General features: G+C 51.5%; 23 protein-coding genes and 2 pseudogenes. 16 read left to right on the plus strand and 9 right to left on the minus strand.

Annotation, left to right across the window (positions count from 1 at the left end):
* Positions 1–653: ABC transporter permease (locus ACR0LF_RS20385; RefSeq protein WP_480579178.1), on the plus strand; the 653-nt coding region annotated here is incomplete at its 5' end.
* A gap of 169 nt (positions 654–822) precedes the next feature.
* On the opposite strand, the gene ACR0LF_RS20390 is transcribed toward ACR0LF_RS20385, so the two are convergent.
* The gene (locus ACR0LF_RS20390; RefSeq protein WP_480579175.1) at positions 823–1,578 is read right to left on the minus strand and encodes a carbonic anhydrase; all 756 of its coding nucleotides are present in this window, start codon (positions 1,576–1,578) and stop codon (positions 823–825) included.
* Positions 1,579–1,912: 334 nt separating this feature from the next.
* Here ACR0LF_RS20390 and ACR0LF_RS20395 point away from each other — a divergent pair, with 334 nt between their 5' ends.
* The 7 genes from ACR0LF_RS20395 to ACR0LF_RS20425 all read left to right on the plus strand — a co-directional run bounded on the left by ACR0LF_RS20395 (position 1,913) and on the right by ACR0LF_RS20425 (position 8,219).
* The gene (locus ACR0LF_RS20395; protein WP_480579172.1) at positions 1,913–2,806 is read left to right on the plus strand and encodes a LysR family transcriptional regulator; all 894 of its coding nucleotides are present in this window, start codon (positions 1,913–1,915) and stop codon (positions 2,804–2,806) included.
* Between the two features lie 368 nt (positions 2,807–3,174).
* A complete protein-coding gene (msrB, locus tag ACR0LF_RS20400) occupies positions 3,175–3,519 on the plus strand; it encodes a peptide-methionine (R)-S-oxide reductase MsrB (RefSeq protein WP_480579169.1) in 345 nt (114 codons plus the stop codon).
* 18 nt (positions 3,520–3,537) lie between these two features.
* Positions 3,538–4,671, plus strand: coding sequence for a DUF4331 family protein (locus tag ACR0LF_RS20405; RefSeq protein WP_480579166.1), 1,134 nt, complete (start codon positions 3,538–3,540; stop codon positions 4,669–4,671).
* A gap of 75 nt (positions 4,672–4,746) precedes the next feature.
* The gene (locus ACR0LF_RS20410; RefSeq protein WP_480579163.1) at positions 4,747–5,313 is read left to right on the plus strand and encodes a cytochrome P460 family protein; all 567 of its coding nucleotides are present in this window, start codon (positions 4,747–4,749) and stop codon (positions 5,311–5,313) included.
* 366 nt (positions 5,314–5,679) lie between these two features.
* Positions 5,680–5,916, plus strand: coding sequence for a competence protein CoiA family protein (locus ACR0LF_RS20415; protein ID WP_480856461.1), 237 nt, complete (start codon positions 5,680–5,682; stop codon positions 5,914–5,916).
* 72 nt (positions 5,917–5,988) lie between these two features.
* Positions 5,989–7,005 carry a hypothetical protein gene (locus ACR0LF_RS20420; protein WP_480627501.1) on the plus strand — a complete coding sequence of 339 codons (1,017 nt, stop codon included), beginning with the start codon at positions 5,989–5,991 and terminating at the stop codon, positions 7,003–7,005.
* A gap of 965 nt (positions 7,006–7,970) precedes the next feature.
* The gene (locus ACR0LF_RS20425; protein ID WP_480579154.1) at positions 7,971–8,219 is read left to right on the plus strand and encodes a hypothetical protein; all 249 of its coding nucleotides are present in this window, start codon (positions 7,971–7,973) and stop codon (positions 8,217–8,219) included.
* Positions 8,220–8,684: 465 nt separating this feature from the next.
* On the opposite strand, the gene ACR0LF_RS20430 is transcribed toward ACR0LF_RS20425, so the two are convergent.
* Positions 8,685–9,353 carry an acyl-homoserine-lactone synthase gene (locus tag ACR0LF_RS20430; RefSeq protein WP_480579151.1) on the minus strand — a complete coding sequence of 223 codons (669 nt, stop codon included), beginning with the start codon at positions 9,351–9,353 and terminating at the stop codon, positions 8,685–8,687.
* Positions 9,354–9,539: 186 nt separating this feature from the next.
* On the opposite strand from ACR0LF_RS20430, the gene ACR0LF_RS20435 reads away from it, so the two are divergent.
* Positions 9,540–10,070, plus strand: coding sequence for a hypothetical protein (locus tag ACR0LF_RS20435; protein ID WP_480579149.1), 531 nt, complete (start codon positions 9,540–9,542; stop codon positions 10,068–10,070).
* Positions 10,071–10,128: 58 nt separating this feature from the next.
* Positions 10,129–10,233, plus strand: a pseudogene (locus tag ACR0LF_RS20440) (IS5/IS1182 family transposase); the annotation flags it as partial.
* A 68-nt stretch (positions 10,234–10,301) separates the two neighbouring features.
* Here the strand turns inward: ACR0LF_RS20440 and ACR0LF_RS20445 are convergent.
* Positions 10,302–12,581 (minus strand): calcium-binding protein, encoded by a 2,280-nt coding sequence (locus ACR0LF_RS20445; protein WP_480579146.1) that lies wholly within the window; start codon positions 12,579–12,581, stop codon positions 10,302–10,304.
* A gap of 230 nt (positions 12,582–12,811) precedes the next feature.
* Here ACR0LF_RS20445 and ACR0LF_RS20450 point away from each other — a divergent pair, with 230 nt between their 5' ends.
* Positions 12,812–13,678, plus strand: coding sequence for a transferrin-binding protein-like solute binding protein (locus ACR0LF_RS20450; RefSeq protein ID WP_480579143.1), 867 nt, complete (start codon positions 12,812–12,814; stop codon positions 13,676–13,678).
* Positions 13,679–13,970: 292 nt separating this feature from the next.
* Positions 13,971–14,390 (plus strand): annotated as a pseudogene (locus tag ACR0LF_RS20455) (GFA family protein); the annotation flags it as partial.
* A 277-nt stretch (positions 14,391–14,667) separates the two neighbouring features.
* Here the strand turns inward: ACR0LF_RS20455 and ACR0LF_RS20460 are convergent.
* From ACR0LF_RS20460 to ACR0LF_RS20475, 4 genes are all read right to left on the minus strand, one after another.
* Positions 14,668–15,483, minus strand: coding sequence for a hypothetical protein (locus ACR0LF_RS20460; RefSeq protein WP_480579140.1), 816 nt, complete (start codon positions 15,481–15,483; stop codon positions 14,668–14,670).
* A 26-nt stretch (positions 15,484–15,509) separates the two neighbouring features.
* The gene (locus tag ACR0LF_RS20465) at positions 15,510–16,256 is read right to left on the minus strand and encodes a hypothetical protein (protein ID WP_480579137.1); all 747 of its coding nucleotides are present in this window, start codon (positions 16,254–16,256) and stop codon (positions 15,510–15,512) included.
* A gap of 68 nt (positions 16,257–16,324) precedes the next feature.
* Complete coding sequence (locus tag ACR0LF_RS20470; protein WP_480579134.1) at positions 16,325–17,965, minus strand: sulfatase-like hydrolase/transferase; 1,641 nt, start codon at positions 17,963–17,965, stop codon at positions 16,325–16,327.
* A 23-nt stretch (positions 17,966–17,988) separates the two neighbouring features.
* Positions 17,989–18,231, minus strand: a complete 243-nt coding sequence (locus ACR0LF_RS20475) for a hypothetical protein (protein WP_480579131.1) — start codon at positions 18,229–18,231, stop codon at positions 17,989–17,991.
* 116 nt (positions 18,232–18,347) lie between these two features.
* On the opposite strand from ACR0LF_RS20475, the gene ACR0LF_RS20480 reads away from it, so the two are divergent.
* On the plus strand, positions 18,348–19,712 hold the full coding sequence (locus ACR0LF_RS20480; protein WP_480579127.1) for a tetratricopeptide repeat protein: 1,365 nt from the start codon (positions 18,348–18,350) through the stop codon (positions 19,710–19,712).
* Between the two features lie 272 nt (positions 19,713–19,984).
* Here ACR0LF_RS20480 and ACR0LF_RS20485 read toward each other — a convergent pair whose 3' ends face one another.
* Positions 19,985–20,530, minus strand: a complete 546-nt coding sequence (locus ACR0LF_RS20485) for a P-loop nucleotide/nucleoside kinase family protein (RefSeq protein WP_480579124.1) — start codon at positions 20,528–20,530, stop codon at positions 19,985–19,987.
* A 438-nt stretch (positions 20,531–20,968) separates the two neighbouring features.
* On the opposite strand from ACR0LF_RS20485, the gene ACR0LF_RS20490 reads away from it, so the two are divergent.
* From ACR0LF_RS20490 to ACR0LF_RS20500, 3 genes are all read left to right on the plus strand, one after another.
* Positions 20,969–21,664 (plus strand): hypothetical protein, encoded by a 696-nt coding sequence (locus ACR0LF_RS20490; RefSeq protein ID WP_480856459.1) that lies wholly within the window; start codon positions 20,969–20,971, stop codon positions 21,662–21,664.
* A gap of 278 nt (positions 21,665–21,942) precedes the next feature.
* The gene (locus ACR0LF_RS20495) at positions 21,943–22,995 is read left to right on the plus strand and encodes an adenylate/guanylate cyclase domain-containing protein (protein WP_480579119.1); all 1,053 of its coding nucleotides are present in this window, start codon (positions 21,943–21,945) and stop codon (positions 22,993–22,995) included.
* 150 nt (positions 22,996–23,145) lie between these two features.
* Entirely contained in the window at positions 23,146–23,706 is a 561-nt protein-coding gene (locus ACR0LF_RS20500; protein ID WP_480579116.1) for a hypothetical protein, read from the plus strand.
* 367 nt (positions 23,707–24,073) lie between these two features.
* On the opposite strand, the gene ACR0LF_RS20505 is transcribed toward ACR0LF_RS20500, so the two are convergent.
* Positions 24,074–24,913: an alpha/beta fold hydrolase gene (locus ACR0LF_RS20505; RefSeq protein ID WP_480579113.1), complete on the minus strand. Its 840-nt coding sequence runs from the start codon at positions 24,911–24,913 to the stop codon at positions 24,074–24,076.
* Between the last annotated feature and the right edge of the window lie 383 nt (positions 24,914–25,296).

Below are 25,296 nucleotides of genomic sequence, written 5' to 3' on the forward strand. Positions count from 1 at the left end.
CAAACCGGCAGGTGCCCACCTTCGAGGTGACGCTTTACTTCAACCCCGAGCAGCGGTCGGCGGTCAATATCGTGCCGGGTCTTGTCGGCGTAATTCTGACCATGACGATGATCCTGTTCACCTCAGCCGCCATCGTCCGCGAACGCGAGCGGGGCAATATGGAGATGCTGATCAACACGCCAATCCGATCGATCGAACTGATGATCGGCAAGATCATCCCCTACATCTTTCTGGGCCTGATACAGGTCGCAATCATCCTCGGCCTCGGGCATGTCCTTTTCGATGTCCCGATAAACGGCGGATTGGGCACTTTGCTTGTGGTGACCTTGTTGTTCATCATCGCCAGCCTGTCGCTTGGACTGGTGATTTCCACGCTTGCGCAGAACCAATTGCAGTCGATGCAGATGACCATCTTTGTCCTACTGCCCTCGATCCTGATGTCGGGCTTCATGTTCCCCTTCGACGGCATGCCACAACCCGTCCAGATGATTGCTCAGGTCCTGCCGGCAACCCATTTCATGGATATGATCCGCGGCGTGGTCCTGCGTGACGCGTCGCTATACGAGTTGCGCTGGGGAATTCTCTGGATGATCGGATTTGGGGCATTCGGATTGTTGGCGGCCACTCTAAGGTTCAAGAAACGGTTGGGTTGAAGACGGCCCAATGCCGTCATTCAACCCGTAGTTGGGTCGCTGCGTTGCGGCCCGTCAAATCCGCCGTTCGCTGCGCACGCAAAATCACCCTGCTAACGAATTCACTGATTGCGGGACAATGCTTTCACTCATTGCGTTGAGACGAATGGCCGCTTTAGCTGCCAACGCCTTAGTCAGTGGCCAGGATATATCTGCGTCCTATCTCCTGAACGGGACGCACGTTGGAAGGAAATGTTGAACGCAATTCTTGGAGTTGTTCCGGCGAAAACGTAACCGTGTCGCTTACAATGTGCCATGTGATTATTTCAAAGCATCCCGGCGTGGTCAAAGAGCCCTTGTATCTATACCCAGCAGGGTGGCCGGGTAACAGATTTTCCGGAGACATCACAATTTCTGGTTTTACGAATTGCCCCTTGGCTGGGACGTGTTGTAGCAAGCTGTCCACTTCAATATTCGCCGCGCCGGTCTCTACCAGCACTGCAATTACGAGCAAATCGCCTTCGCCGGATTGGTGCACGAAATGGATTTCCGCATCCGCCTGCTTGCTGTTAATACGGTGTTCAGAGCCGTGGTGGAAATGGAATTGGACAAATTGGTACTTCCGATTTCCTATGGCGGCGCTACCAGCTTGGCCTTGAGTGCTGACTTCCAGAGAACGCCCGCTATTCATGATCGCTGGAGCGAACGCCTGCCAGTGCAGAACCAATGCTGGCGGCTCAGCCTTGACGGTCATTGATGTCTTGATATCGATTGGCGATTGTTCGTGACCCTCAGAGCAGATACTCAGCGCCGGGCTTAATTCTCCCCAATGTTCAGGGCCAGTGTCGCCGACGTAGCCCCAGTTGGTTTCTTCCGCATGTGCGTGCTGTGATGACGAAAGCATGAAGATCACACCCAACAAGAACGCTATGGAGTGCCGTACCATCAGTTTTTACTCCTGCTTGTTCTTTCACTTTACTTTCACCCGTTTGCTTTCGGCATCTGACAGATCTGCCGCTGCCCATTGCGACGTGCCTAGGTGTTTCCGAGGAAGATTAGTTTTTTTGGCAAACCGTTTTGAAATAACGATTTGATCGAAGACGATAGGCTCCGCTTATCGGGCGCGATTAAATTTCCCAACGAGAGCTCTGAATTTTGCCTGTAAGCGAGTATCGGGAGACTTGACGCAAAGGAGATGGGCCCGCCACATCATAGCGGTGTCTTGCCATCGAATGGCTTCTGCGTGACATTTGACGGCCAAACGGGGGAGTTCGGACATCATGGATTTCAATCAAATACGATACTTTTTGGCGCTGGCTGATACGCTGAACTTTACGCGAGCGGCCGAGCAATGCTTTGTGTCACAACCAGCACTGACACAAGCAATCAAGCGGTTGGAAACAGAGCTTGGTGGGGAATTAATCCACCGAGATGGTCGCGAGAATGAACTGACCGAGCTTGGCAGATCATTACGGGCACATTTTGAACAGATTGACCGAACCCGGCATATGGTTCGGGCAACTGCCAATGCCGTGAATGCGGGAGAAATCGCTGAGCTTAATATTGGATTGATGTGTACAGTCGGTCCTGGTGTGCTGGCCCCGATGTTGGATGAATTTCGCATCACATATCCGATGGTCTCCATTTTGCTGCATGACGTTGCCCCCGCCTCCATCCCCGATTTGTTATTGTCCGGCGCTCTGGATGGGGCCTTTTGCGCCCGACATGGCCCTCCCCATCCGCAATTGGACTATGTTGAGCTGTTCGAGGAGTCGATGGTCATTGCGTTTCCGTCTGATCATCCGTTTTCCAAACTGGACACAGTGCCTTTGCGTGACATTGCCAAGCAGCAATATGTCGAGCGGCTTCACTGTGAGTTCCGCGAAGAAGTTCTGGAATATTACCGGGAACTTGACCTTGAGCTTGAAGTTGCTTTCAGAAGCCAACGAGAGGATTGGATACAGGGTCTGGTCAGGGATGGTGTGGGGGTCTGCTGCATCCCCCGATATTCGCTTTTGCGTCCCGAATTGGAGCATCGACCAATTGTCGAACCGACGCTGTCAAGAAAGGTCTCCTTTGCCACTGTGGGACAATCGACACCAACGCCTGCTCTGAAGGCGCTTGCAAAACTGGCAGAGGCGCATGAGTGGCCGGAGTACCAGCCAGCCGATTGACCTCCTTACGGCCAATCGAGTGCCCAAGCCTATCGACAGATCACCCCACATCGCCGCCTATGACCATAAGCGTTGCCTATCGTCTTCGATCAACTCAATATTTCCGTTCAAATTAACTGCGACATACGATCTGCCCAACAACAGACGCTTGCGTCTGTGTAAGGCTCAAGGAGGATCGTAATACACATCTGCTAATGGGTAGCCGAAACCGACGCGGAACTTGCAGTAAATGCAACCATCATTGACTTGTAGCGAGACGCTTCGGTCAGGTTTCAGGTTTTAGCCTATTTCTCATCTTGCGATCCAAAACGGCGACGTGTTCGCGGGTTTGAGGCACGCCTAGAGCCTCAAGTGCAGGAGGGAGTCCGTTGCCGGTTGAGGAAACAGAAGCCGCGTTCGAAAACGAATTTTGGGATCACTGGGAGGTCGGCATCTATGTTGAAGCCACCAGCCGGGAACCTTTGTTCGCGTCATACGACAAATACGATGCCGGAAACGGATGGCCAAGCTTCTTACGACCGATAGCGGAAGAAAAAATCGTGGAAATCAACGAACGCGAACATGGTGCGATACGCATCTTGCTGCGTTCCAAGGCAACAAACCGGCACATCGGGTATCTGCTATTGGACGGGCCGGAACCCACCGGGCTGATCTACTGCATAAAGTCTTCGGCCATTCGCTTCGTGCCAATTGACGAGCTACCCCGGTCATAACGTCGCGCCCAGAAATCCATGCGCGGCATTGAGGCATGCCAGTCATCACAATCTTCAAAATCACACGGGAGAACCAAAATGAAACATGTATCCAGGTCTGCTTATCTGACTTTTTCAACAGCATCTCTGGCGGTGGCAAGCGTTACCGGAATGGCGCTGGCATCAGGGCACTTTATCTCAGGGTTGCAGGGGCAATACCCGGAATACGACCTGAACGACACCTATGTCTTTCAATCCAGTAACGATGGCTACACCACCATCATTTCCTCCGCAAACCCAAGCACGCCGGGTTCAACGGACTCTCCTGCCGGAGTCACGTTCGGCAATGAGGGCATCTACAATATCCATATTGCGCAGGATGACAGCTTTGAAACCGGCATGACATTTGCATTTACCTTCGACGGCGACAGTATCGAAGCTCACAAGATCGGCTCCCCTAATGCAGAGATTGGCGAAAAAGGGGAGACTTTCGGCGAAGGGAACGTCGGCGATTTACTAACGCTGCCTGGTGACATTCGGGTCTGGGCCGGGCGCGGTGAAGAACCGTTCTTTGGCAATGGCATCGGTTTGGCCAAGTTCAATGCCGCTAAGCAGGGCGGAACGTTTTCGCCGGAAATCTTTCAAGAGGACGGGGATTTGTTCCTGGGTGCAACTTCCAGCTTTATTGTCATTGATATCCCGAACTCAATGCTGAGCGATGAGATCAAGGTTTTCACGACAACGGCAGTTCCGCACAAGGGCGAATGGAGCCAGGTTGATCGACATGCCAACGTGCTGTTCCCGTACGTATTCTTGTCCGATACACCAGCGGTCCAGGAAGATCATGAGCAACACCGACCGGATCTTGACGTGGAAGAACGCCGCCAAGCAATCGTAAACAACGTGTTTTGGGCGGTTTCTGCATCCAAAGCAGATGTTGGCAACGGTGTGGACTACGCGGAGAAAGTCGCGGATATGGTCATGCCGGACGTGATCACCTATCGCCCGGGATCAGAGGCCAGTTACGCCGTCGACGATCTGAACGGCCGCGCGCTGCAAGATGATGCGATGAACACTGTGTTGCAGCTTATGATGGGTGTGCCCGTCGATGACAACGCCGATGACAGCCACCGCTACACGGCTGAGTTCCCATACATCCTGCCCACAAACTAACTCCAACCTCGCACATCGACGCTCCCGGCCACTGACCATCGTGGCCGGGTTAGCTACCTAAGCCGGAGAATTGTTATGAAAAAGCTTGTTGCTGGCGCAGCCGCTCTGACCTGCATTGGTGTTGTATCAATGGCCGAAGAGTCGATCCAATTACCAGTATCCTTTAATGCTGATGGAGCCGTAAACCGGCCTTTGAATCACAGACAATGGGTAAATGTTGGTACGACCTTGATACCACAGGGTGAAATCAACATTATCGACGACCTTCCGATACCAACCAGCGAATACATCGACACCTATGTCGAACCCATGGCATTTGCCATATACATGGCTACCGGAACCTGGCCCAATGGCACGCAGATCGTAAAAGAGTTCACGGCTACGAAGCCAGCCGACGCTGGCGAAGTGTTGACGGAGAGCCACTACAACGGGTTGGCCATGTTGGTGAAAGACGTTCAACGGTTTCCTGCGGAAACGGGCCACCTTGGATACTTCAACTTTGGCCATCATTCTGAACCCTACGAGACTACATCACAGGTTCTGCCTCGCGAGCAGTGCTCGGCGTGTCACGAGGCGTTGGCGAGCGAGCAACAGTACATTTTCGCAGACCATCACATTGGATTGACACAAAACTCGAACTGACCGGATTAATAGTCACATGCGGGAAACCAAGAAGGATTGACGGCGGACATTCAATCAGTTTGCAGCGTTCATCACGTTGGGCTCTGAGCAGCCATTCTGTGCAGTGGGTTCAGACAGGTGGTATGAGCCCTGAGCCGTCATTGCTGATCCAACAGGGCGCTGCGTACGCATTCGGCAGGTCGCAGCCCCAAAGCGGACAATGTGGTTTGCTTACAGTTCTCAATAATGTTCCATGTCTCAGGGCTGGCGCGCTTTGGCAGCTATATGGCATTCTGGAGCATGCGCGCGAGCAAGAGTAGCAGTTCACCCAATCCTCAAGAGAACCGATCTTTGTCCGCAATCCACGAAAAACGTCCTGGATGGGGCATGCGGGCATTGGATGGTCGTTTGGTTCATGTGAACGACGTGCAGAACGGCCTGGAATGCGGATGTCTTTGTCTAGCCTGCAAGTCACCCTTGATCGCGCGTCAGGACAAGCGTCGGATTTGGCACTTCGCCCATGTATCAGAAGTGGACTGCGACAGCGCGGGCGAAACCGCACTTCACCACGCACCTAAGCAGAGCCTCGAAGATCTGAATGGGCAAATACTGCTACCGGAGTAAGTCATTCGCAAAACAGGCTGGCCATCCCTAGACCAACGGGCCAGCAAACCTATGGCAAAACTGGACAATCTGATGACGCATACGATCCCTGAACGTCGTGCATCGGAATCCAGTGTTCGCATTGAGCCACAGGATTGGAGGCATCAGGGGTTTCAACCTGATGCGATTTTGGAGAAAGACGGTAGTGCGTTGCTCATCGAAATTCGTGTGACACATGAGGTCGATGCAGAGAAGCGGAAACGGATGCGGGAAGTGGGGCTTGGTGCCATCGAGATTGATCTCTCGGAAACAGACCGCGATATCGCACCTGATGAACTTGCAAGTCTCGTAATCTCAGAGGCTCCTCGCAAGTGGCTGGTCTCCGGAAGGAACGAGACTCGGAAGAAACTGGAAGCCGAGTTCACAAAGATACTCGAAACTGAAGCCTCCCGGCTCAACAGGATGGTTCCGCGCGACCTGACCCGGCATTTCTACGTCAATGCCTGTCCACGGAGACATGAACCGGGCTTTGCATCGGTCTATGTCGATCAGTGTATGAATTGCGACTGTTGTTGGGGACATCTTGTCAAGTTCATGGAGACACCACTTTGGAACATACTTGATGAGCGGTTGAGACATGCGCAGGAAAACTCGGTACTCTGTGCGCACAGAGACAACTCCGTCAATCTGCCAACAGAAAAGCAAAAGGAATTCGTCCTTGAGCTCGCACGTGATGATCTGGACCGGGAAGAAGGTCTAACGGCATGCCTTTCAAATGGCTGGGAGCGGGACGAGAAGTTTTGCCAGACGTTCATTTCCGCGCATCCTGATTGCAACAGATGTGGGGCGAAGATGGTCCTGCGGCGGAATGCACAAGAACAGCTATTCTGGAGGTGCCGCAATTACCCGGGTTGCTGGGGTTCATCCACATGCAGCCTGGGGCCACCTCTGGAATTGATCGTAACATCGCACGAGCATGAACGCCGTAAGGCACAGGAGGCGTGTGAGGCGATCGCTGCGGAGCGGGCGGCGCTAGCCAGATCTGAAGCTGACCCGGATTCCCTATCGCAAATAGCGACGCCTTCATCTCCCCGGCCTTTGAAAGATTAACAAAAGCACATACCCGCGCCGGAAAATCTGCCTGGATGGCCTGAGATCGGTTCATCACCTGTTTCCCGGTTTCTGCCTTTGTTCCCGCTATGTCTCGGGAAACTTCCAGGCCAAGTGGTTGTTGTTTAACGATCCGCGCCAAATTTAGGTTCTGGCGCCGCAAGGTGTGGGGGTTCAAGTCCCTCCACCCGCACCAAAATTTTAATTAAATACCTTTTAAACCAATATGTTATAGGCATTGAGGAAAGATCAGCTCCATCAATAGACCCACTTTTATGCGTTGGTACTCTTGCTTTGTCTGGCGCATACACTGGCGGCGGATCACGGATCATCAGTTGCCAGTAGGTACCGCATGGAAAACTGTATCCACGGCCACGATTAGCGCATTCTCCCATTAGGCCGGTCGTGCTGACGTCAACACTACTTGTCACCGAAGAGTAATTGGTTAGATCGTAGACTGCTCGCGAGGTTCTGGGCACTGAAGCTTTGGCAAGTAACCAGCGATCAATAGGCTCATGAAAGCATACGACGCGTTCGTTAACTTGGGTTACTGTGGATGGTCAGGCAACAAACACAGGTGGTTTTTCAGATTTAGCTTGTTCAAACAGGCACATGTTGTGCCTGATATCCACCAGTCACGGATTGGTGACCACGTACGTGTGACAGTTTACGAAAATTTAAGGATTTCTGAAGAGTTTAGATAAAATTTACTTGGTGGGTGAACAAGGGGCTGTACCTATGGACGAAAAATTTCTGCAAAGAGCGAACGGTATTGAGTTGAGGCTGGAAGCGGAAGGGTTCCATCTCACGGCAATTGCTATGCGCCAAGTGATTGATTCCTACATCCAAAGCCATACACATCAGAAACCTGAAACATTATACGAAAAGTCTCAAAACCATACGCTTAGTTAACTTGACGTTAACCATGGCACCCCGAAGCTGGCCAAAACAAAACGAGGGGTTTCATGAGTAGTAATCATTGGTTTGTAGAGGCTATGTCTGAACTTGTCGAAGATGCAAAGAAAGACAATGAGCCAAATGTGTTAAATGGCCTAGGTGCCGCGTTGGAGATTTTCTGCTTAGAGTCAAAACTAAACGTAGAACAGATGCGACAGATACAACAACTGGTCTCAATTGATACGCGACAGGGAAACGAGGCCTATTTGGACGTTGCCGATGCAAGAATTGGACGTGATAGACGCATGGATGCATGACATTGAGTCGCTGCTGTAAAAAAAATCCTTTTGCACACTGTGAGTTGACTGAAGGGCATTGCCAAGTTGTTTGCTAGTAGTTGAAAAGAGCCTTGTAGGGAGCGATGAGTCCGTCAACTCGAGGGCATAGCCATTCCAAAGATTGTGCGCATCATTGAGAACATGTATGTCGTATCGGACAAGTAGCTTGGTAATTTTACCTCACGGCGCTAAGAGCTGATTGAAGACGGTCCACAAAAGTATGGCTGAAGGCTCAGCTGGGCGACGTCCTGTCGAAAGAACAAGCCCGAAGGTCACTAGAGATTTCACGTCGGATTTCTCTGGATTGGGTTTTCTTCCGACGTTCGCGAAATGATAACGGATAGCTTTTCGAGGCAAAGGCAAAGGCAAATGCGATGCGCCGGTCGGTTCCTCAAAGACTGAACTCTTCGAAGACACAGTTTTCCAATGACAACTTCGGTGCTCCTAGGAGACATTGACGTGTTTGAATTCTGCCGGCTGTTTCAAACTGGGAAAACAGGTAGCTTTTCCAGCGAAAGAGGCCCTTAACCATAGCCGTGACAGATCTCGCGAAATGTCCGCACGTTTGGCCACGCGATTACAATCCCCGGCTGAATATGGCCACAACCCAACTGAAATCTGATCGCGACCCTTGCCTTCTGCCCCTAGAACAAGGGGTGAAGACCCAATCAATCGGTAAATCCGGATCATGCGTGCATCGAAGACACCCGCAATATGTGTCAGACCGAACCATTCCATCAACTCGCCGCCGCTGAGCATAATTGCGCCCGCCGTACGCGGGCCGGCTTTGCGGGACAGACAAAATCGTGTCACCTCCCAGATCAAAGGGCTACAAATTGGTCTGCCGCCGATCAAATGCCCAAATATCTCATTAACCATTACAGGCCCTGTGGTAGGTAGAACACGCATCGAGCCACCGTGGCTGCCGTCCTCTTCTTCCCAAATGACATAGAGAGGGTTTAGATCATCGTACTGATCCTTCTCCTCTCCATTTTCGTTGACGTGAACGTCCCAGCCCAACCGAGTTTTAAACTGGTCCGCCCGATCCCGGAACATACCTTTAGCTAGCTTTGGGAATTTATCCAATTCTTCTGCGAACACGTACCTTAACATTGCTTGCCCCTTGATTCGAACACAGGGCAAGTAGTGGGAAATTATAGTTAACCGTTTTTTAGCAGCCGCTTTAGCCAGTAATCTTTCGTAAACGAGTCATGTAAAAAATTATCCCCCTAGCACTCGTTAAGTAGATTTTCATAAAATTCGCAAAAAAAGGCACGACAACTTTAAGGAGAACGTCCTTTGTTTTGCACAACAACAACACCATTTAAAATTGAGGATGTAGTTGCAACATTAGGCAAACCTACCTCTACAGTGGAGGGTGCGTGGAGATTGCTTCAAGCAGACTTCGGCGCACAGACCATTTTCGGATGTGGCCGTGTCGAACCAATACCCAACTTTTATGATGTTGTTGCGATGGCCGTTTTGATAGCAGTCCTGGCTAAACCTGCGGAGGTTCAGTTTGCTACGGAACTTGCTTTAGAAGTCGCCGATGAAACCTCCCTGGTGCTTGAAAACTCCGATGATGAAAACACATTTAGCCAGCGCAATCAGTTTTGTGTTCTAAAGGACATAAATGTTCTGTTGGATCAGCACTCAATTAGCTCACAATCAAATCTCGACCCTAAACGAAAGCATGACATTAAGGCATCAATATCTTCAATCTTTATTCGCATGCGAGCCAGTTTAGCCTCTGCGCCTAATTATCAAACTAAATCATCTTCTGCATTGAACTTACACTCAGGACCAATTGGTTTCCGGCCCACGGTGTGAATCAGGTCTCAAAACCGAGTGGTCAAAGTATCAAATTATTTGATTGCGCGATGAGCAGATGGTGCGTCTTTAGCCCTTCTTTCCAAAGTCCCACCGTGAGCCTCGCGTTGATGACAGACGAGTTCTGAGCGGGACTTTCTTTATCAATCGTTATGGCTTCCGTAGCTTGTCGATATTGGCTGCCCGAGCAAAGCCTTTGAGAAGGTTTCGCGAATCAACCTTGGATGCACTTTATACAAAGACGAAATCATCTTCCGAAAGGACAATCGGCGCACCGGCGATTACGGCAATAGGGGAATCATCAAGGCTTATAACGGTAGACGAATCCAGAATGGTGATAGTCAGGTCCTCAAAGTTCGCCCCGGGTTGGTCAATTTTGATTACGTCAAGCCCGTCCTGGAAGTCTAGGATTGTGTCAACACCTTCGCCTGAGCGAAAAACAAATACGTCGGCGCCGTCGCCGCCAACTAGCACGTCATTTCCCACCCCACCTTCCAGAACGTCATTATTGGCTCCTCCTTCCAAAAAATCGTTTCCTGCCCCTCCCGTGAGTATGTCGTTACCCTTTCCTCCGGAAAGCACGTCCTTGCCGTCTCCACCTGCCACAACGTCATTTCCACCTCCTGCCAACACCGTGTCATTTCCGCTACCACCATCGAGGGCATCATCGCCGGAGCCTCCAAACAAAAAGTCATCACCGGCACCTCCAGATACAGTGTCGTTACCGACTCCTCCCTGGACAATGTCGTCTCCGCCTCCGCCATCCAACGTATCGTCACCACCACTGCCAACAGCGCTATAGCCGCCATCACTAGCATCCGTGGCGCTGGCGATATTACCGGAAACAGCAATAGCAATCTGAGGTAGTGTTACGGGACTGTAGTCGCCATAGTATACATCCCCTGCATCCAAGGTGACTTCGACAACTTCGTATGGGTCCAAAACAAAGTTTACATCGGACAAATCGTCGAATTCGTACTCTTCGACCTCTACGGTTACATCGACTTCACCAGCAAAATAGAAATCATCCAGACTTGTCGCAGTTTCAGATGTAACTCCGGGTTTAAGTAGTATCGTGGATGGTGGCGGCAAATAGGTGCGGTAAGTTCCTTCCTCATAGGGGCTGATAACTCCGCTACTCAAAATTCCCAGTTTGAATAGGTTTTTTAGTAAATTTTCGAGTTCCAGCTTCTCAGCCTCGTCGATCCTGCGAAGCTTGTTTCGCGAATTCGGAACTAAATTTCCCTCGTCGTCATATACCGCCCTATCACTGAGACCATTTGAGCTACCATCCTGTATTCCAAGTTTTCGGACCGACGCAAAAGTGCTGTAAGGAGCCAGGAAAGACAAATTCAAACCAACATTGACCCCAAACTCATTTGTCCTGCTGGAAATGTAGAGAACAGTTTTTACGCTGTTAGTGTAAGCGTTTATTTCGATGGGCCTATGGTTTTCTTGAAGCCCACCAAGATCCAAGAGAGACAGGCCTTGTCCTTTATCATTGATCAGACTTTCCCTCATCCAAGCGAAAACCTGACCGGCGGGCGATAAGTGAACCGGACTTTCCTCCGTTATTCCTCCGGCGAAAGCATTGTAGTTACGATTCAACACCGACCAGACATCAGCGGCATCAACTCCCGCTTCAATCATGTTTTCGAACTGCTCAAGTACTACAGAGGCGGCCTTTAAACCCTGTTGGCCAATATTCGCATTCTGGACGTTCCATTCGGTTACGTGATAATCGAGTTCCTTTTCAAAAAAACTCTCCCACATACGAATCCGGGAATCGATGGCTCGAGTTTCATAGTACCCGCCGGAAAAAGTGTTATCACCCTCGAAACTTTTGTTAAAATAGTAATGAGAAACGATCCCGTCGATTGCTTCGCTAGCTACGGTGGCTTGGAGGCCATCAGACAAATCTTGGTTCGCATCAAAATACTTTATAATTTCCATGTTTTTCTGATCAATGGAGCTGTTCTGCCCGACGTGCCAAGGCGGCGCGGTTTGTACTAGAATCTTGGGATCATGGTCGGAACCAGATGACGATTGATTGTAAGATTCGATGGCATGGGAGAGGTATTCTGCTGCTTTCGAAGCATCTTGACCGTACTCGGAAGCTTCCTGAAATCCCCAGTATTCGTTGCCAATTTCAAAGTTTTTTAAGAGATAGCCGTCAGGGCCGAGCTTTTCGTAAACTGCGTCTACAAACTCAATCATCTGTTTTTGTGTAGCCAGTAGATCTCCGACAGGAACGCTCAACGTAAACGGTGTGCCCCGCTCCACCACCCAATCTAAAAATTCGGTTAGCCTTGCATTGAGTTCACCGTCTGGCAGGAAAGTAATATTTTCTCTCTGTGCACTTCCGGCAGGATAACGTAAATGTGTGACATCCAGCAGGTCGTATGCCTCGCCAATGTTCGGAAACATATTCCTAAAATTAGCACCAAAATGTTCAATGTTTACGGTGTTGGAAGTGGATCCAGGAGTAAGTGTAAATTCATATGACGCCATGTCTTTCCCCTATTTCCGAGACGTACTCGAAACTAATAGTCCTAAAATGATAACTCTTCGGAAACGGTCAAATAATTTGGCGGTAAATTATGTTCCAAAAATTAGTAAAAAGCGCCTCAACTTACACAAAGTTACTGAGCTAGAGGCATTCAGGTAACTCTAAGTTAATAAAATTTTTTTTATCCTCTCACAATCAAGGCGATTCTAGCTTGTGCGGAAAGAGGGTTTTTATGCAGCTTACTGAACTTCGAGCTTTCATTTCAGTCACGTCACTATTGTTATTGCCCGCCTGTCTTGGTGGTGGGTCAGGCTCGAGTGCTCCTTCCCTCAGCATGCCGCAAAACGTCACCCTAAGCCTTGATGGTCAAACCATTACGGCCGCCTACACAATTGATGTAAATTCAGGGAAAGCTACTATTGCTGGCACATCCGAATCTGCAGAAGGCCGTGCCAGCATTACCACCAGAGACGGAAATTTAATCGGGTGGAGCGCTGGTGGTTCTGATAACTCGGTCACGTTTAACACATTGGTCGGCGACACTTTTACTACTCAAGGCGGTGTGATCCTTGCAGAGACCGCGGATAGGCAGAATATCGGCATCTTTGTTGACCCGTCATCTCACGGCTATGTACATCAAACTTTTGGAGCTTGGATGACTGGACTGGGCACAGCCTCAGGCAAAGTCGGAGTTGGCTCCTTTGGCACAAGAACAGAAACCGGAAACGTACCAACCGGCACGAACGCAACATACAGAGGTGCCATGACAGGTGTCGCAACTCTTGCTGACGGGCAGAGGTATATGACCAGTTCAGAAGTTTCTGTCGCCACGGATTTTTCTGACCTGACCTTTTCCAGTACAGGCACGCAAACTGTTAACGTCAACACTGGCGCCATCCAAACGACCCCGGAACTGGATTTTGTAGGTTCTGGGAGTGTTGTGGATGCAACTTTTTCGGCCAATGTTACTGGTTCTGGAACAAGCGGCAGAGTAGACGGAGTTTTTTACGGTCCGCAGGCTACCGAAATTGGAGGAACATTCCACACTTCAGGCCCCGGCGGTATCAATCACATCGGCTCCTTCGGCGGAAAACAGTAAATCGGTCAACGTAAACTTTACTGGCGCAAGCTACTCTAAGGAGCCATTGAACTACGTTCGGAGGCATAAATCACCAGCGGAAAACAGGGTTTTTTTGCTACACTTCACGTCTGTGAACGTGCAGCAAGTCACAAGCCGCGAGAACCGGACATTCAGCGCCGGACTGTAAATGGGTGGTGGTGGACAAATCTGCCGTCTGGATTTTTTCGTTGAACGCCTGATACGGTCAAACAAACGTTAGAAAACAGATAATTGCTGATGGCTTTATCCATACCCCCTTTTTGAAGGTTCCTGCCTGTGCGGATCCGTACAGGTACATGTCAAGTCTCCGCCGCTTCTGACCTTGGCGTGCCATGGCCGTAGCTGTCAAAAATTCACGGCTAGCGCATATTCACTGACAACCATGTTTCCACAGGAGAGTTTTTCATTCACCAGCGAACTTATCAAAAGTGGCCTCGGTTCGAGCGGAAAGGATCATTATTTTTGCAAGTCGTGCTTGAATTTTGTTTACTCCCAAATTGGCGGAGCAAGTTATCGAGTCAACATGCGCACATCAATTTTAGACAACGCTGCATACTTTGAGCCATATGTTGAAGTAATGACCGACGAGAAAATGAGTTGGGCAACTGTCCCAGCTAAACATAGCTACGCTCAAGCCCCGGAAAGCCTAGATGAATTGCAAGTTTTGATGGATGACTACAAGAACTCTTAAAGTTGTTGTTAAACGACATCTGACCAAGAGCTGACGTTTACGCGCCGTGCAGCATCGGTCACTTTGGGCTCATTCCGGACCTCGGTGCCGTTGCAGCACAGGCCCCTGCCCCACCGTCACCTGATCGCGCAGACGGCCCATAGGAGACATTGAACAGGTGCCCCACATGCTGCGGTCGCAGCCCGCTTTCCGGACATTCGCTGCGAGTGCGCCGGAGGCCGAAAGCGCAATAGAGCGACCCTTCGAATACCTACGTTCAATGACCGAATCTTTGCCCTTAGAAGAAAAACTTGATGCCAAAGTAAGGCCCGTGCTGGTCGACGTCATAGGCGAATTCTCCGGAACTCAGCGTATCGCTATAGTCGACGCTGAAATAGCGATACCCAAATGTGAACGCATTATTCTCCCAAGGTTGGTAATCGAACCCTACATTCGTGCCGATCTGGAGGTCATTCCCGCCTGCTCCGAACCCACCAAGCTCCAAAGAGGCAATCCCAGTCCATTTATTATTCAATCGCCACATTCCACGTGCGCCGAATACAGGTTCGATCCAATCCTGATCACCGCCTAGTGCAGGTGGATTTCCCGGATCTGTAGTTGTTATGTCGATTTCTTGACGAATGGAATTGTATCTCAGACCGCCTTGAAGATCGATTGCGTATCGCTGGCTGCTGCCGCCATATACGCCATCTGCAACACGGTAAGCACCCAGCACACCGAACCATTTTTGACGAACGTCGACGTTAACCCCGGCGCCCAAAGGGCCGGGCAAAGTAGTATCTTGTTCGATGCCGACATAGTTCGCATCCACGATGATCCCAAAATCCCCGTTCCATGCCTCGTACCGGCCGGCTGCCGCAAAATCGAGCACATCAAGTACGTCACCAAGGTCCAGATCCAGATCTACGGATTGTCCAGCTACGGTTGACGTTCCCTTGGTTCGCAGGGGTGTGAACAGATAGAAGGAGGCTCCATGACGCCAACCGGTTTCGTCTTGACCAGGCGCCGGTAATGATTGACCAGATACAAACGCTGGAAGAGCCGCAAGGCTTATCGCAAGTATCATGACGCTGTGTGATGCGGTATAGGGCATGACTGCTTCCTTTAGGAAATCGCGACTTAATAATTGAACCTAAGACCGATCCCGGCGCCTTGGTCATAGGGGCGATCAGCACCAATCCCGATCAACACATCTGCATAGAGGGCTACTCCGGGGCTCAGGTTCTTTCCGATCTGGAATTCTGCGGTCGCGGGCCAGGCGTCATTCTCCCAATCATAGGGCGCTTTGATATCCGCTTTGATCCAATACCCCTCACCAAACGGCTGAAGCGCAATAAGGCGCATCGCGGTTTGGCTTACATCGGTCGGTCCATTGTAAGATGCGAAATGCTGGATCAGAGGGATCAGTGTCAGCCCCCTGTTTGCGTTTGCAAAGGCGAACCCTCCGAACGGAGCGATTTGATCAGACCCGGTGCCAATGCCTTCATCGGGGTCGCCGAAATCAAGTATCCACTCCAGACCAAGCGCGGACTTGACGGACCATGTGTCATTCAAGGGCATTTGGGAGGGGAAGTAGATCAGCTTGAAGCTGGTCTTTTCGAACCCATCGAACCTCTCACCCGTCACATTCGTTGAATTGTAATGAAGCTCGTACTTTAGCTTCAGATCGGGGCGCAGCATGTATGCACCATCAATGAACATGTCCTGACGGCCAGCGCCGCCTTCCAAATCGAAGTACTGGTAGCGAATGTCCGTGTTGTTAACCGCCGCCAGCGGATTTGACGCGTTTTCCTCGGCTTTAGTGGTAGAAGCCATTACGAGCAACGCCGAGGTCAAGACCGCCAGATGAAGGTAGATGCGGGTCATAGTACACCTTGGAAAAATTCATGCGACCAGTTAGACGGCGGCGTCTCGGCACCGCCGTCTCACGTTCGTCATTGCCAGCTAGAAAAGACTTCTCGGGCCAATTCGCTTTCGGGCCTGAGATTTTCAATTCCCTCATAGGGGACACCCTTGCCGAGCGGTTTGTGAGGGTGCTTTTCGATGGATTTCTGGTGGCGCTTCAACATGTCCTGGAATGACGCCCCGGACCACAGCGAATACCCGACAAGCGGATGTTCTTCACGGGGATCGCGATAGATATTGAAGACAGGGGCCGCAGCGCCGGGCTGACCGGGAGCTGGCAGATGCATCTTGAACTCTTGCTTCACGACCGAGCGCAAAACCGGCCCTTCATACACATAGACATAGTCGCGGCGCGAATTGCCTTCTCCCTCAAGCAATAGAGCCGTCTGGTCGATGCCATCAATGACACGGTCGCGTGGAATGTGGTCTGTCGCGCCTGCGAGCCGGGCAAAGGTTGAAAACAGATCTGAGACATGAACGATGTCACCTGCTGCACTGCCCGCCTCGATCGCGCCAGGCCACCGGATGAACGCGTCAGTTCTCACACCGCCTTCAAGGTGCTGTGTCTTGCCGCCGCGATAGATCAGCTGGTTTAAGCCCGATGTCCCTTCGTAGTGATACATCAAACCATTGTCAGCCATGATCATAACGACGGTATTATCTGCCTTGCCGGTTTCATCCAGCTTGGCCAGAACCTCGCCGATCCAGCCGTCCAGAACCTGCAATTTGTCGGCATGAAATCCGCCGTTGCGGGATACAGCTTGATCAGGATAGGCAAAGTTCAGAGGATAGAGTGGCCAATATTGCATAAAGAATGGCGCGTCCTGTGAAGCCAGCCGCTCTAGCTGCTCCAATGCTTGACGCTGATAACGCAAGTTCATTTCCTCGTATTTCGCTTGGGTCCATTCTTCGCCGGGTGCCATGTCGACTTCGCGAGCCAGGCCGCCGGCTTCACCCTCAACGCCGGTCACGAGACCATAGGGTTTGAACCGCTCGTCCAATTGAAACTGGTTGGACTGACCTGACGGATGGTAACCAAGCATATTGTTGGCGACCATTGCATCCCGCGTCATCAGGCTAAGCTGAACCTGTTGGTGTAAGGGAAAGGCCGCCCAGTCGAATCCCTGATTGTGTGGGTAGGCCTGTTCAATATCACCCTGATGCCATTTTCCAACATGCGCAGTGTTGTACCCTTCTTCCTTCAGAATTTCGGCAATCGTTACCTCTTCGGACGCAAGACCTTCGCCAACCAGGGCAACCTTGACCTCTTCAACGCCCGCACGCACGGGGTGACGACCGGTCAGCATCGCCGTTCGTGTCGGCGTACAGGATGGCTCAGTGTACATCCGCATCAAAGACATGCCTTCCGCGGCGAAATCGTTAATGTTTGGCGTATCGAACCCGGTGACGTAATTCATCGTTCGGTTGCCCATCTGACCAAAGCTAACATCGTCGATCAAAATGTAGAGGATGTTGGGTGGCTGACCGCCATTGGCATCGCGGATCCCGGCAAGTTTCGCCTCAATCTCGGTGTCCTGCGCATCCCATTGCTCGCCAAACTGTGCGCGAAGGAACTCAAACTCTCCATCATGAATTATCGGCGCATCCTGCGCAAAGCTTGCGCTTGCCATCAGCACCATGACTGAGCCTTGTTTCAGTATTGATCCCATCGGTATCCCTTCCCCTTTTTGAATTACATCTTCCCTGCACGCCGCAGCGATTGAGCAATTTCTTCCTGAAGACCTTTCAGCGTTTCGCGGATGTCGCAGGCAATTTTGAGCGATTGGCTTCCAGATTCAGTGTTCAAGGCAAGGTACTCGTCACTGAGAAGCAGATAGTCCCGGCAAATTTCATCGAAAATAATGTCTTCACGCCGTAAGTCCGCAATTGCGGCTCGTTGATCAGGAAACAGGGTATCAAGGACGATACCTTTCATTGCGGAGCTCGTTCGATGGATCAGCAGGCTTAGGGGAGTGTTCGCCGAATTCACTTCTCACAAAAGGTTTATCGGGGCATAATACGGTATAATCAGAGATGTAACTTGCTGAAAAAATGGAATTATCCAAAAGCACATCGACTATTATTAGTAATGGCAAAGCGCCTGACGCCAAAGACGTGCGGGCCGCGCTTCAGCGACTTGTCGGGTCCCAGACTTTCGCTGGATCACAGCGACTGCAGGATTTTCTTATCTACGTCGTCGAGGAATCGCTCAACGGTCGAGCCGAAGACATTCGTGCCAAAACTATCGCCATGGATGTCTACGGCGCTAGCATGTCCGAGATGGCGCGTCGAGAAAATGTGGTTCGGGTGGATGCTGGGCGCCTGCGTCGCAAACTGGCCGAGTATTATGTCGAAGATGGCCGCGATGAAGTCACTGTTTTCGATCTGCCTAAAGGCGGATACGCACCTGAGATTTCGATTAGGTCGCCCAGGACGGATCAGCCCGAAGTACCCGAGAGGGAAGCCAGGACGTATACTTGGCCACGCCGATTCATTGGGATTGCAGGGGTTTTCCTTATTATCTCTGTTGCAGCGGCAATTGCGTTTATGTCGACAAATCGTGGCGTTCCAGTCAGCCAGCCAGTCGATAGCCTGAGCCAAGCTGAACGCAGCGCCATATTTGATGCATCCCCCATGCGACTTCAGGCCGTTAACCTGGCCAATTCGGGCCGCGATTTGATCTTTCCGGCCTTGGAGCCCGCGCGGCTAAAGGGAGCCCTGACAATATTCCAGGGGGCAATCGAAAACGACGACAGCTATTTCGGAGGCCATGCAGGGGCTGCGCAGGTTGCAGCAACAATAGCGCTGGTTACACCGGACGCTGATCCGACCGGGGATATGCTGCGTTACGCAGACACTCAGGCCGATAGAGCGATTGAATTGGCACCCGAAACAGGGTGGAGCCAATCTGCAAAGGCCTGGGTCGAATTTACCAAGGGTAACTGGCCGGAAGCTATGGAGTTCTCGTACAGGGCGCAGCGGTTGGCACCAAACGACGTGCACGTGCTGGAGTTCGTGTCATTGATCCTGTTGTACTCAGGTGAGTTCGAAAAAGTCGTGGCGATCAGCGAAGATGCACTGTCGAAAATAGATTTGGACCGAGGTTATGTGTTTCAGAACGCGATGGGGTCTGCAAAGTTCCATCTGAAGGATTTCGAAGGTGCCGTTTCTGCCTTTGAACAGGTGACCCAAAAGGGTGGCCCTGTCGGCCCTGTTTCTGTCGCCTATCTGATGGCGGCTCATCAGATGCTGGGGAACGAGAGTGAAGCTCAAGCCTTGTCGGATAAACTCTCGCGTGAATGGCCTGACAGTAGGGTGGATATTTTGTTTCAGAGACTATTTGCGAATCCAGAATACGGGGTGGAACTTGGTGACGCTATGAAACAAGCCAATTGGAAGCCAAAAGTTGACGAATGAAGTTCGTGTCTGGGCTATCGAGGCCATTCCAGTGCGAACTGGCCACAGTAGATGCTAATTCATGCATCATTCCCTGCCACGGGGCGGTATAGGCCCCTTACCCATTGCCGCTGGATTTCGTTGGCGGCCCAAAGCTGCCACTCACACGGTTGTTCGACTTCTGCAGTCGCAGCCCGAATTGCCGCCATTCGCTGCGCTAGCTCGATCACGACGGCGGCAGATGTCTGGACGGCGGACAAAGCGGTCTTTCGACTAGCAAGTATCAACAGCAGCTATCGGGCGTCTGACAACGCTACTCGAACCTCTTCGATCAAAGAACAGATGTTCACCGAATTCTCCGTTTGGACCTCTACCAGAGTGCCTACACCGAGTGGAAATCGGTGTGACCATGTTGCCATTCGTTGCTGAAGCTCGTCAGGATCACTTTGAGTGTCCAAGTGGCTTGGGTGCCTTGCTCTGGAAAGAAATCTCTTGAGAGCGACTTTTGGAGAACACTGGCAAACAACTTCGACAATTCGCCCGTATTCTTGGTCCAGCCAATCCGATGAGGTACCGCTGTCATCGCCGTCCCGCAAGGATCGCCAATGTGACACCAGAACGGCAGAACCTGATCTCATAGCCGCATCTTGGAAAGCATGATCGCTTTGTCTGCTAAGCTGCTTCCTGTCATCTTGAGAACGAACCTCAAAGCGTTGAAATAGATCCTCAAGGAAATCATCTTTGTCTAGAAGTTCAAAGCTCAATTGCTTTGCTATTTCGCGAGCGATCGTCGTTTTACCGCTCGCAGGAAGTCCCGTTACAATCACACCAATTTTCATGGACAGATCAGCGCTTTTGAATTCCACATGACTTAAGACCTACCATAGGCCACATCGCCGCGCGACCAAAGACTTGGCCGCAATGATCCAGCTAGAAAAGCAGACATTCGTGCAAACTGCAGTATCCGGTAAAAAGGCCTCATACCGGACTTGCGGCGGCGCAGCAGCGCGCAATCAGGCTGGATGGTCGATCTGAGGAACAAAGGCGACGTTGAACACCTCACATCTCTGGTAGATGATTGAGAGACGAGCGAAGCTGACTGAATGAGAAGCGAGGTTTAAGCAGTCATAAAGCAAGGGCGTCGAGGTCCGCAGCTTCACAAACCAAAGCATGTTTGCAGGTACTCAGAAATAGGGGCGGAATTTTCCTGCCCTACCCTTCTTTCACTGCCCGGAAAACACGTGAATATGGCTGAGCAGCAAACGAGGACGATTGCAGTGACGGACGATGCCGGATTTGATCCTGACTTGTGCGTCTGGATCTCAACCACGACCAACAGAATTCACAACGTTACTCCAATCGAACGACCCGAGTTCATTGAATCTACGATGGACAAATTGAATGCTGAAGAGCGTGAGACATTCAAGGCGTTCTTCGATGGAGTCTATCAAGGGTGGAAGCGTGGTGACATCCTAACTTCGGATATGGTCGGTGACATCTGGTACTATAATTCCAAAGCCGAATACTACACCTCTCCGTTTGTTTCCGGTGGCGGATTGCCGATGATCTCAGACGCGGCCAGACGGGTTCTGGAGATGTTTGAACTTGGGAATACAGTTCTGCATCCGATCACGCTCATGAATTCGGAAGAAACCGAGCGCACCACATCTGAACCCTATTACCTGCTGAATGTCGGCAACACACGCGCGATGGGGAACTACGAAACCCTTGGACCGGAAGGGGACAGGAAAGCACCACTCAGAAATAATGGTGCCGAAGTTCGCTATCGGCCTCGTAGTGGTCAGGAAACAGAACTTGTTGTTGTTCCCGACGCGTTGGGTGGACCTGATATCTGGCTTGACCCGAAGGTTCCGGAGATACTGTTCCTTTCCGATGCGTTGGCACAAGGCCTCAAGGAAGCAGGTGTCGATGACGGTCGGGGATTGGAGCGCTGTGCGGTGGGTTACCTCTGAGCGCGCTGAACTGAAATCATATGATAATCATAGTATTTATAGGTCTTAGCATGGGCGAATTTGCTTTCCAGATTCTCCACGTTTTTCATCATGATCTGTTTGGAACGACAGAGCCTGGGCTCAGGACCCATTGATTTCCGCCGTTTGGCGTGAATCACCGCGCCCAATGGCTGTTCAATCGGTGCGCTTCCCCACCCCAACAGCCTGCGTCGATGGACTTGCATCAACCTGAAATGTAAGATGATGCTACTGAACCGTGACCGGGAGAAACCGGTGCTATGACGGACAACCAAGTTCAAAGAAGGCTCACGACTATCCTTGCAGCCGACGCGGTTGGATACAGCCGCCTCATGGATTCGGACGAGGAAGCGACTCTGCGAACGCTCAAAGTCCATCGCGAGACCATTGACGGAAAAGTTGCCACCCATAACGGGCGTGTTTTCGGAACTTCGGGCGACAGCGTGATAGCCGAATTCCCGAGCCCGGTGGAAGCCGTGCGATGCGCCATTGAAATTCAGCAATGCCTCGAGAGGAACAACTCAGGCTTTCCGGACGACCGCGTAATGTGCTTTCGCATAGGCATCAATCTGGGCGACGTGATGGTCCAGGGCGATGACCTCCTTGGCGATGCCGTGAACGTCGCGTCCCGGCTCGAGGCGCTGGCCGACGCCGGGGGTATTCTGATCAGCGGAGCAATTTACGATCAGGTTGTAGGCAAGGTTACTCAAGCGCTGGAAATTATGGGTGAGAAAACTCTCAAGAATATTGAGGGTCAAGTACGCGCGTACCGCGTGTCCACTGAAGAGGTGAAACGGGAGACGTCCGCGCGTGTTTCCGCGCTTGAATTCGACCCTCCGGACCGGCCTTGCGTCGCAATTGTCCCTTTCAAGTGTCTGGGGTCCGAACCCGACAAGGACTATCTTGCGGACGGCCTCAGGTTCGGTATTTCAGCGACGCTGACGCAGCTTTCCGGACTATTCCTGGTACATGCGCCGGCCCTGAACTCCTATCGCGATAAAGACGTGTCTGCACCTTCGGTGGGTGCAAAATTCGGAGCCCGCTTTATCCTTGAGGGCGCCGTTCAGCAGGCCGGGAACCGCGTTCGGGTCACGGTACAGCTGACCGATGTCGACATGGGACAAACCATATTCGCGCAACGCTATGACCGCATTCTTGATGATATCTTTCTGGTTCAGGACGAAATCACCCGTGAGATCATCTCAGCGCTGAACATAGAGCTGGCCACGAACGAACGGAATCGTATTTGGTTCGGGAAACTCAACAGCCCGGAAGCTGTCGAGCACTATTACCGCGGAGCCAGTCACTTCTAGGAACTGAACCCGCAGGACAATGCGACTGCTCGCGGCTTGTTTGAAGAACTTTACCGAGTTCAGCCAGACTCGGTGGTTGGTCCGAGCTACGTTTCGGTCACGCATTGGATGGACGGCTTCTTCAGGTGGACCGACCCTGCGGCCGGATCCATGGAACTCGCAGCCAGTTGGGCTCAGAAGACCATGGAATACGAAGACAACAACGGCATCGGCCATGCTGTCTTGGGACACCTTCTGCTTCTCGAAGGACGGTATGACGAAGCGCTGACGCTGTGTAAAACCGGAGCAAAGCTTCGGTCGAGTTGCCCGCTAGCGCATGCCCTGCTTGGCCTCGTGTCAAATTATTGCGGCGACTCGCAGTCAGCCGTCGAAAGCGTGAAAGAGGCCCTTCATCTTGAGAAAGTGTATCCTGTCTGGTTAATTGATATACTTGCGGCTGCTTACCGGGATTGCGGGGACGTCGCGCTTTCGATCCCAGCAGCGAAGGAGTCGTTGCGGCTCAATCCCAACAACAATGACGCGCGCATCATTCTTTGCAGCGACTACGAGCTTACGTGCGCGCGCGACGAGGCGCGGCGTATTGCCGATGAAGTCATCACAAGTGATCCAAAGTTTTGTCTTTCCGACTATGCCAAAAGCCAGCCTTATAAAGACCCGGTTACGCTTGACCGCCTGATGCACGCCCTTCGCGAAGCTGGCCTGCCGGACTGAGCAACGCCCATAGGTTTCAGTCCGCTCCTAAGTGCATTTCAGCTGGCACGGTATTGAAACGAAAATCGTACGTTCGGTTGCCGCCTCTATATTGATAAATTGAAGTAAGGTCTGTCGCCAGGGATTTTGGGATAAGTGGCCGCCTGAGCTAAGAGAGGATCTGGCGCATCTGGTCGGTTTGATGATGCGGCGAACCATTATGACGACAGCTCACATTTTTCCCAAGCACCGGATTAAGGGGTTACCTCAGAGTATAGGTCTTGGCGTCGCTGTTCGCTGCCTTTTGCATCAGTGATTGGAGGCGGAGCGAAGCGGGAATTCACGTTCAAACCGTGTAATTCCAAGATGCAGGCGAAGATGGCGATTCCTAGTGACCTGTTTGTTCAACAGAGCCGACTCCTGATTTCACAGTTCTCTGAATTGTGCGTTCTATTAACGCCGTCACCTGGTCTGGTGTTTCTATTGAAGAGGAATGGCCTGCTCCCTTGAACACAACCAATTCTGAGGTTGCGATTGCACGATGAATACGACGTGATTTCTCCGGAACCGTTGCGATGTCTTCGTCTCCAACGCCTATGCCGACTGGAACCTCTATCTTTCCAAGCAGTTCGGTGCAGCCTTCTCTGTCAATCACCCCGTTGACCGCCCGTGTGATCCCGATCCGATGGTTGCTCATTATTGCCTTTGACCACCTGCGCCTTTCTTCTGCGCAGTCTGGATCGGTGAGAAATGTGCGACCGAACATTATCGGCATGACCTGATTGATGGCGGCCCACAATCCGATCCATCGCGCTACAAAGTTCAAAATTCGATACTTGGGAACGTTTTTCGGCTCTTCAGGATCAGCGCTGGTTTCGAGCAAAGTCAACGACTTCAGAAGACTTGGCTCACGAGCTGCCAATCTCATGCCCACAAAACCGCCCATGCTTAGGCCGACAAAATGGCAAGGTACCGCGTCCAGAGTTCTGATTAACTCTTCAGCATCGGAGGTCAGCGAGTCGATATCATACCCACCTTCGGTCACGCTACTTTGTCCCTGACCCCTATGGTCATATGTGATGCAGCGAAAGCGGTCCCTCAAACGAGCAACCTGCGGTTCAAACATGGTCCCGCTGAACAGGAGGCCATGAGAGAACAAGACCGGCTCACTTTCTCCGCCAGTATCTTCAAAATGAATTTTCGCGCCGTTCAGTTTGGCTGTCGGCATGATTTCCCTCATTCAAGCAGACGAGTAGATTTTAGCACAGCCATAATTTTAAAGCATGCTGCTGCAGCCGACGTCCGCTGCAGGCTCGATTGCAGACCTTTAAACTGTCTCAGCACCGACCCCGCCTTCTCCTCCAGGATTTAAACAACGGCCCAAACCGGTCACTGGCGAACTGGACGAGATGCTGCTTTCGCAGCCCGTATTGCGGACATTTGCAGCCTGTACAATGCAATCAACCACGTTCTGGCTGGCAGTGCGGGCCCAAGTGACAATGAGATTGGGGTTTAATTCTAGTGTTCCCGTCTCTCTGGAAAACCGTCGCAATGCAAATCGGCTTTCTATCGCCTGAAGTGCATTGAACACAAAACAAAAAGATACCCTTT

Source organism: Ruegeria sp. E8 (assembly GCF_056533985.1).

Coding starts and splice junctions, on each gene's coding strand:
- ACR0LF_RS20390 (WP_480579175.1), bottom strand. CDS start 1,578: ATGGTACGGCACTCCATAGCGTTCTTGTTGGGTGTGATCTTCATGCTT.
- ACR0LF_RS20395 (WP_480579172.1), top strand. CDS start 1,913: ATGGATTTCAATCAAATACGATACTTTTTGGCGCTGGCTGATACGCTG.
- ACR0LF_RS20405 (WP_480579166.1), top strand. CDS start 3,538: ATGCGCGGCATTGAGGCATGCCAGTCATCACAATCTTCAAAATCACAC.
- ACR0LF_RS20410 (WP_480579163.1), top strand. CDS start 4,747: ATGAAAAAGCTTGTTGCTGGCGCAGCCGCTCTGACCTGCATTGGTGTT.
- ACR0LF_RS20415 (WP_480856461.1), top strand. CDS start 5,680: ATGCGGGCATTGGATGGTCGTTTGGTTCATGTGAACGACGTGCAGAAC.
- ACR0LF_RS20420 (WP_480627501.1), top strand. CDS start 5,989: ATGACGCATACGATCCCTGAACGTCGTGCATCGGAATCCAGTGTTCGC.
- ACR0LF_RS20425 (WP_480579154.1), top strand. CDS start 7,971: ATGAGTAGTAATCATTGGTTTGTAGAGGCTATGTCTGAACTTGTCGAA.
- ACR0LF_RS20430 (WP_480579151.1), bottom strand. CDS start 9,353: ATGTTAAGGTACGTGTTCGCAGAAGAATTGGATAAATTCCCAAAGCTA.
- ACR0LF_RS20445 (WP_480579146.1), bottom strand. CDS start 12,581: ATGGCGTCATATGAATTTACACTTACTCCTGGATCCACTTCCAACACC.
- ACR0LF_RS20450 (WP_480579143.1), top strand. CDS start 12,812: ATGCAGCTTACTGAACTTCGAGCTTTCATTTCAGTCACGTCACTATTG.
- ACR0LF_RS20460 (WP_480579140.1), bottom strand. CDS start 15,483: ATGCCCTATACCGCATCACACAGCGTCATGATACTTGCGATAAGCCTT.
- ACR0LF_RS20465 (WP_480579137.1), bottom strand. CDS start 16,256: ATGACCCGCATCTACCTTCATCTGGCGGTCTTGACCTCGGCGTTGCTC.
- ACR0LF_RS20470 (WP_480579134.1), bottom strand. CDS start 17,965: ATGGGATCAATACTGAAACAAGGCTCAGTCATGGTGCTGATGGCAAGC.
- ACR0LF_RS20475 (WP_480579131.1), bottom strand. CDS start 18,231: ATGAAAGGTATCGTCCTTGATACCCTGTTTCCTGATCAACGAGCCGCA.
- ACR0LF_RS20480 (WP_480579127.1), top strand. CDS start 18,348: ATGGAATTATCCAAAAGCACATCGACTATTATTAGTAATGGCAAAGCG.
- ACR0LF_RS20485 (WP_480579124.1), bottom strand. CDS start 20,530: ATGAAAATTGGTGTGATTGTAACGGGACTTCCTGCGAGCGGTAAAACG.
- ACR0LF_RS20495 (WP_480579119.1), top strand. CDS start 21,943: ATGACGGACAACCAAGTTCAAAGAAGGCTCACGACTATCCTTGCAGCC.
- ACR0LF_RS20500 (WP_480579116.1), top strand. CDS start 23,146: ATGGAACTCGCAGCCAGTTGGGCTCAGAAGACCATGGAATACGAAGAC.
- ACR0LF_RS20505 (WP_480579113.1), bottom strand. CDS start 24,913: ATGCCGACAGCCAAACTGAACGGCGCGAAAATTCATTTTGAAGATACT.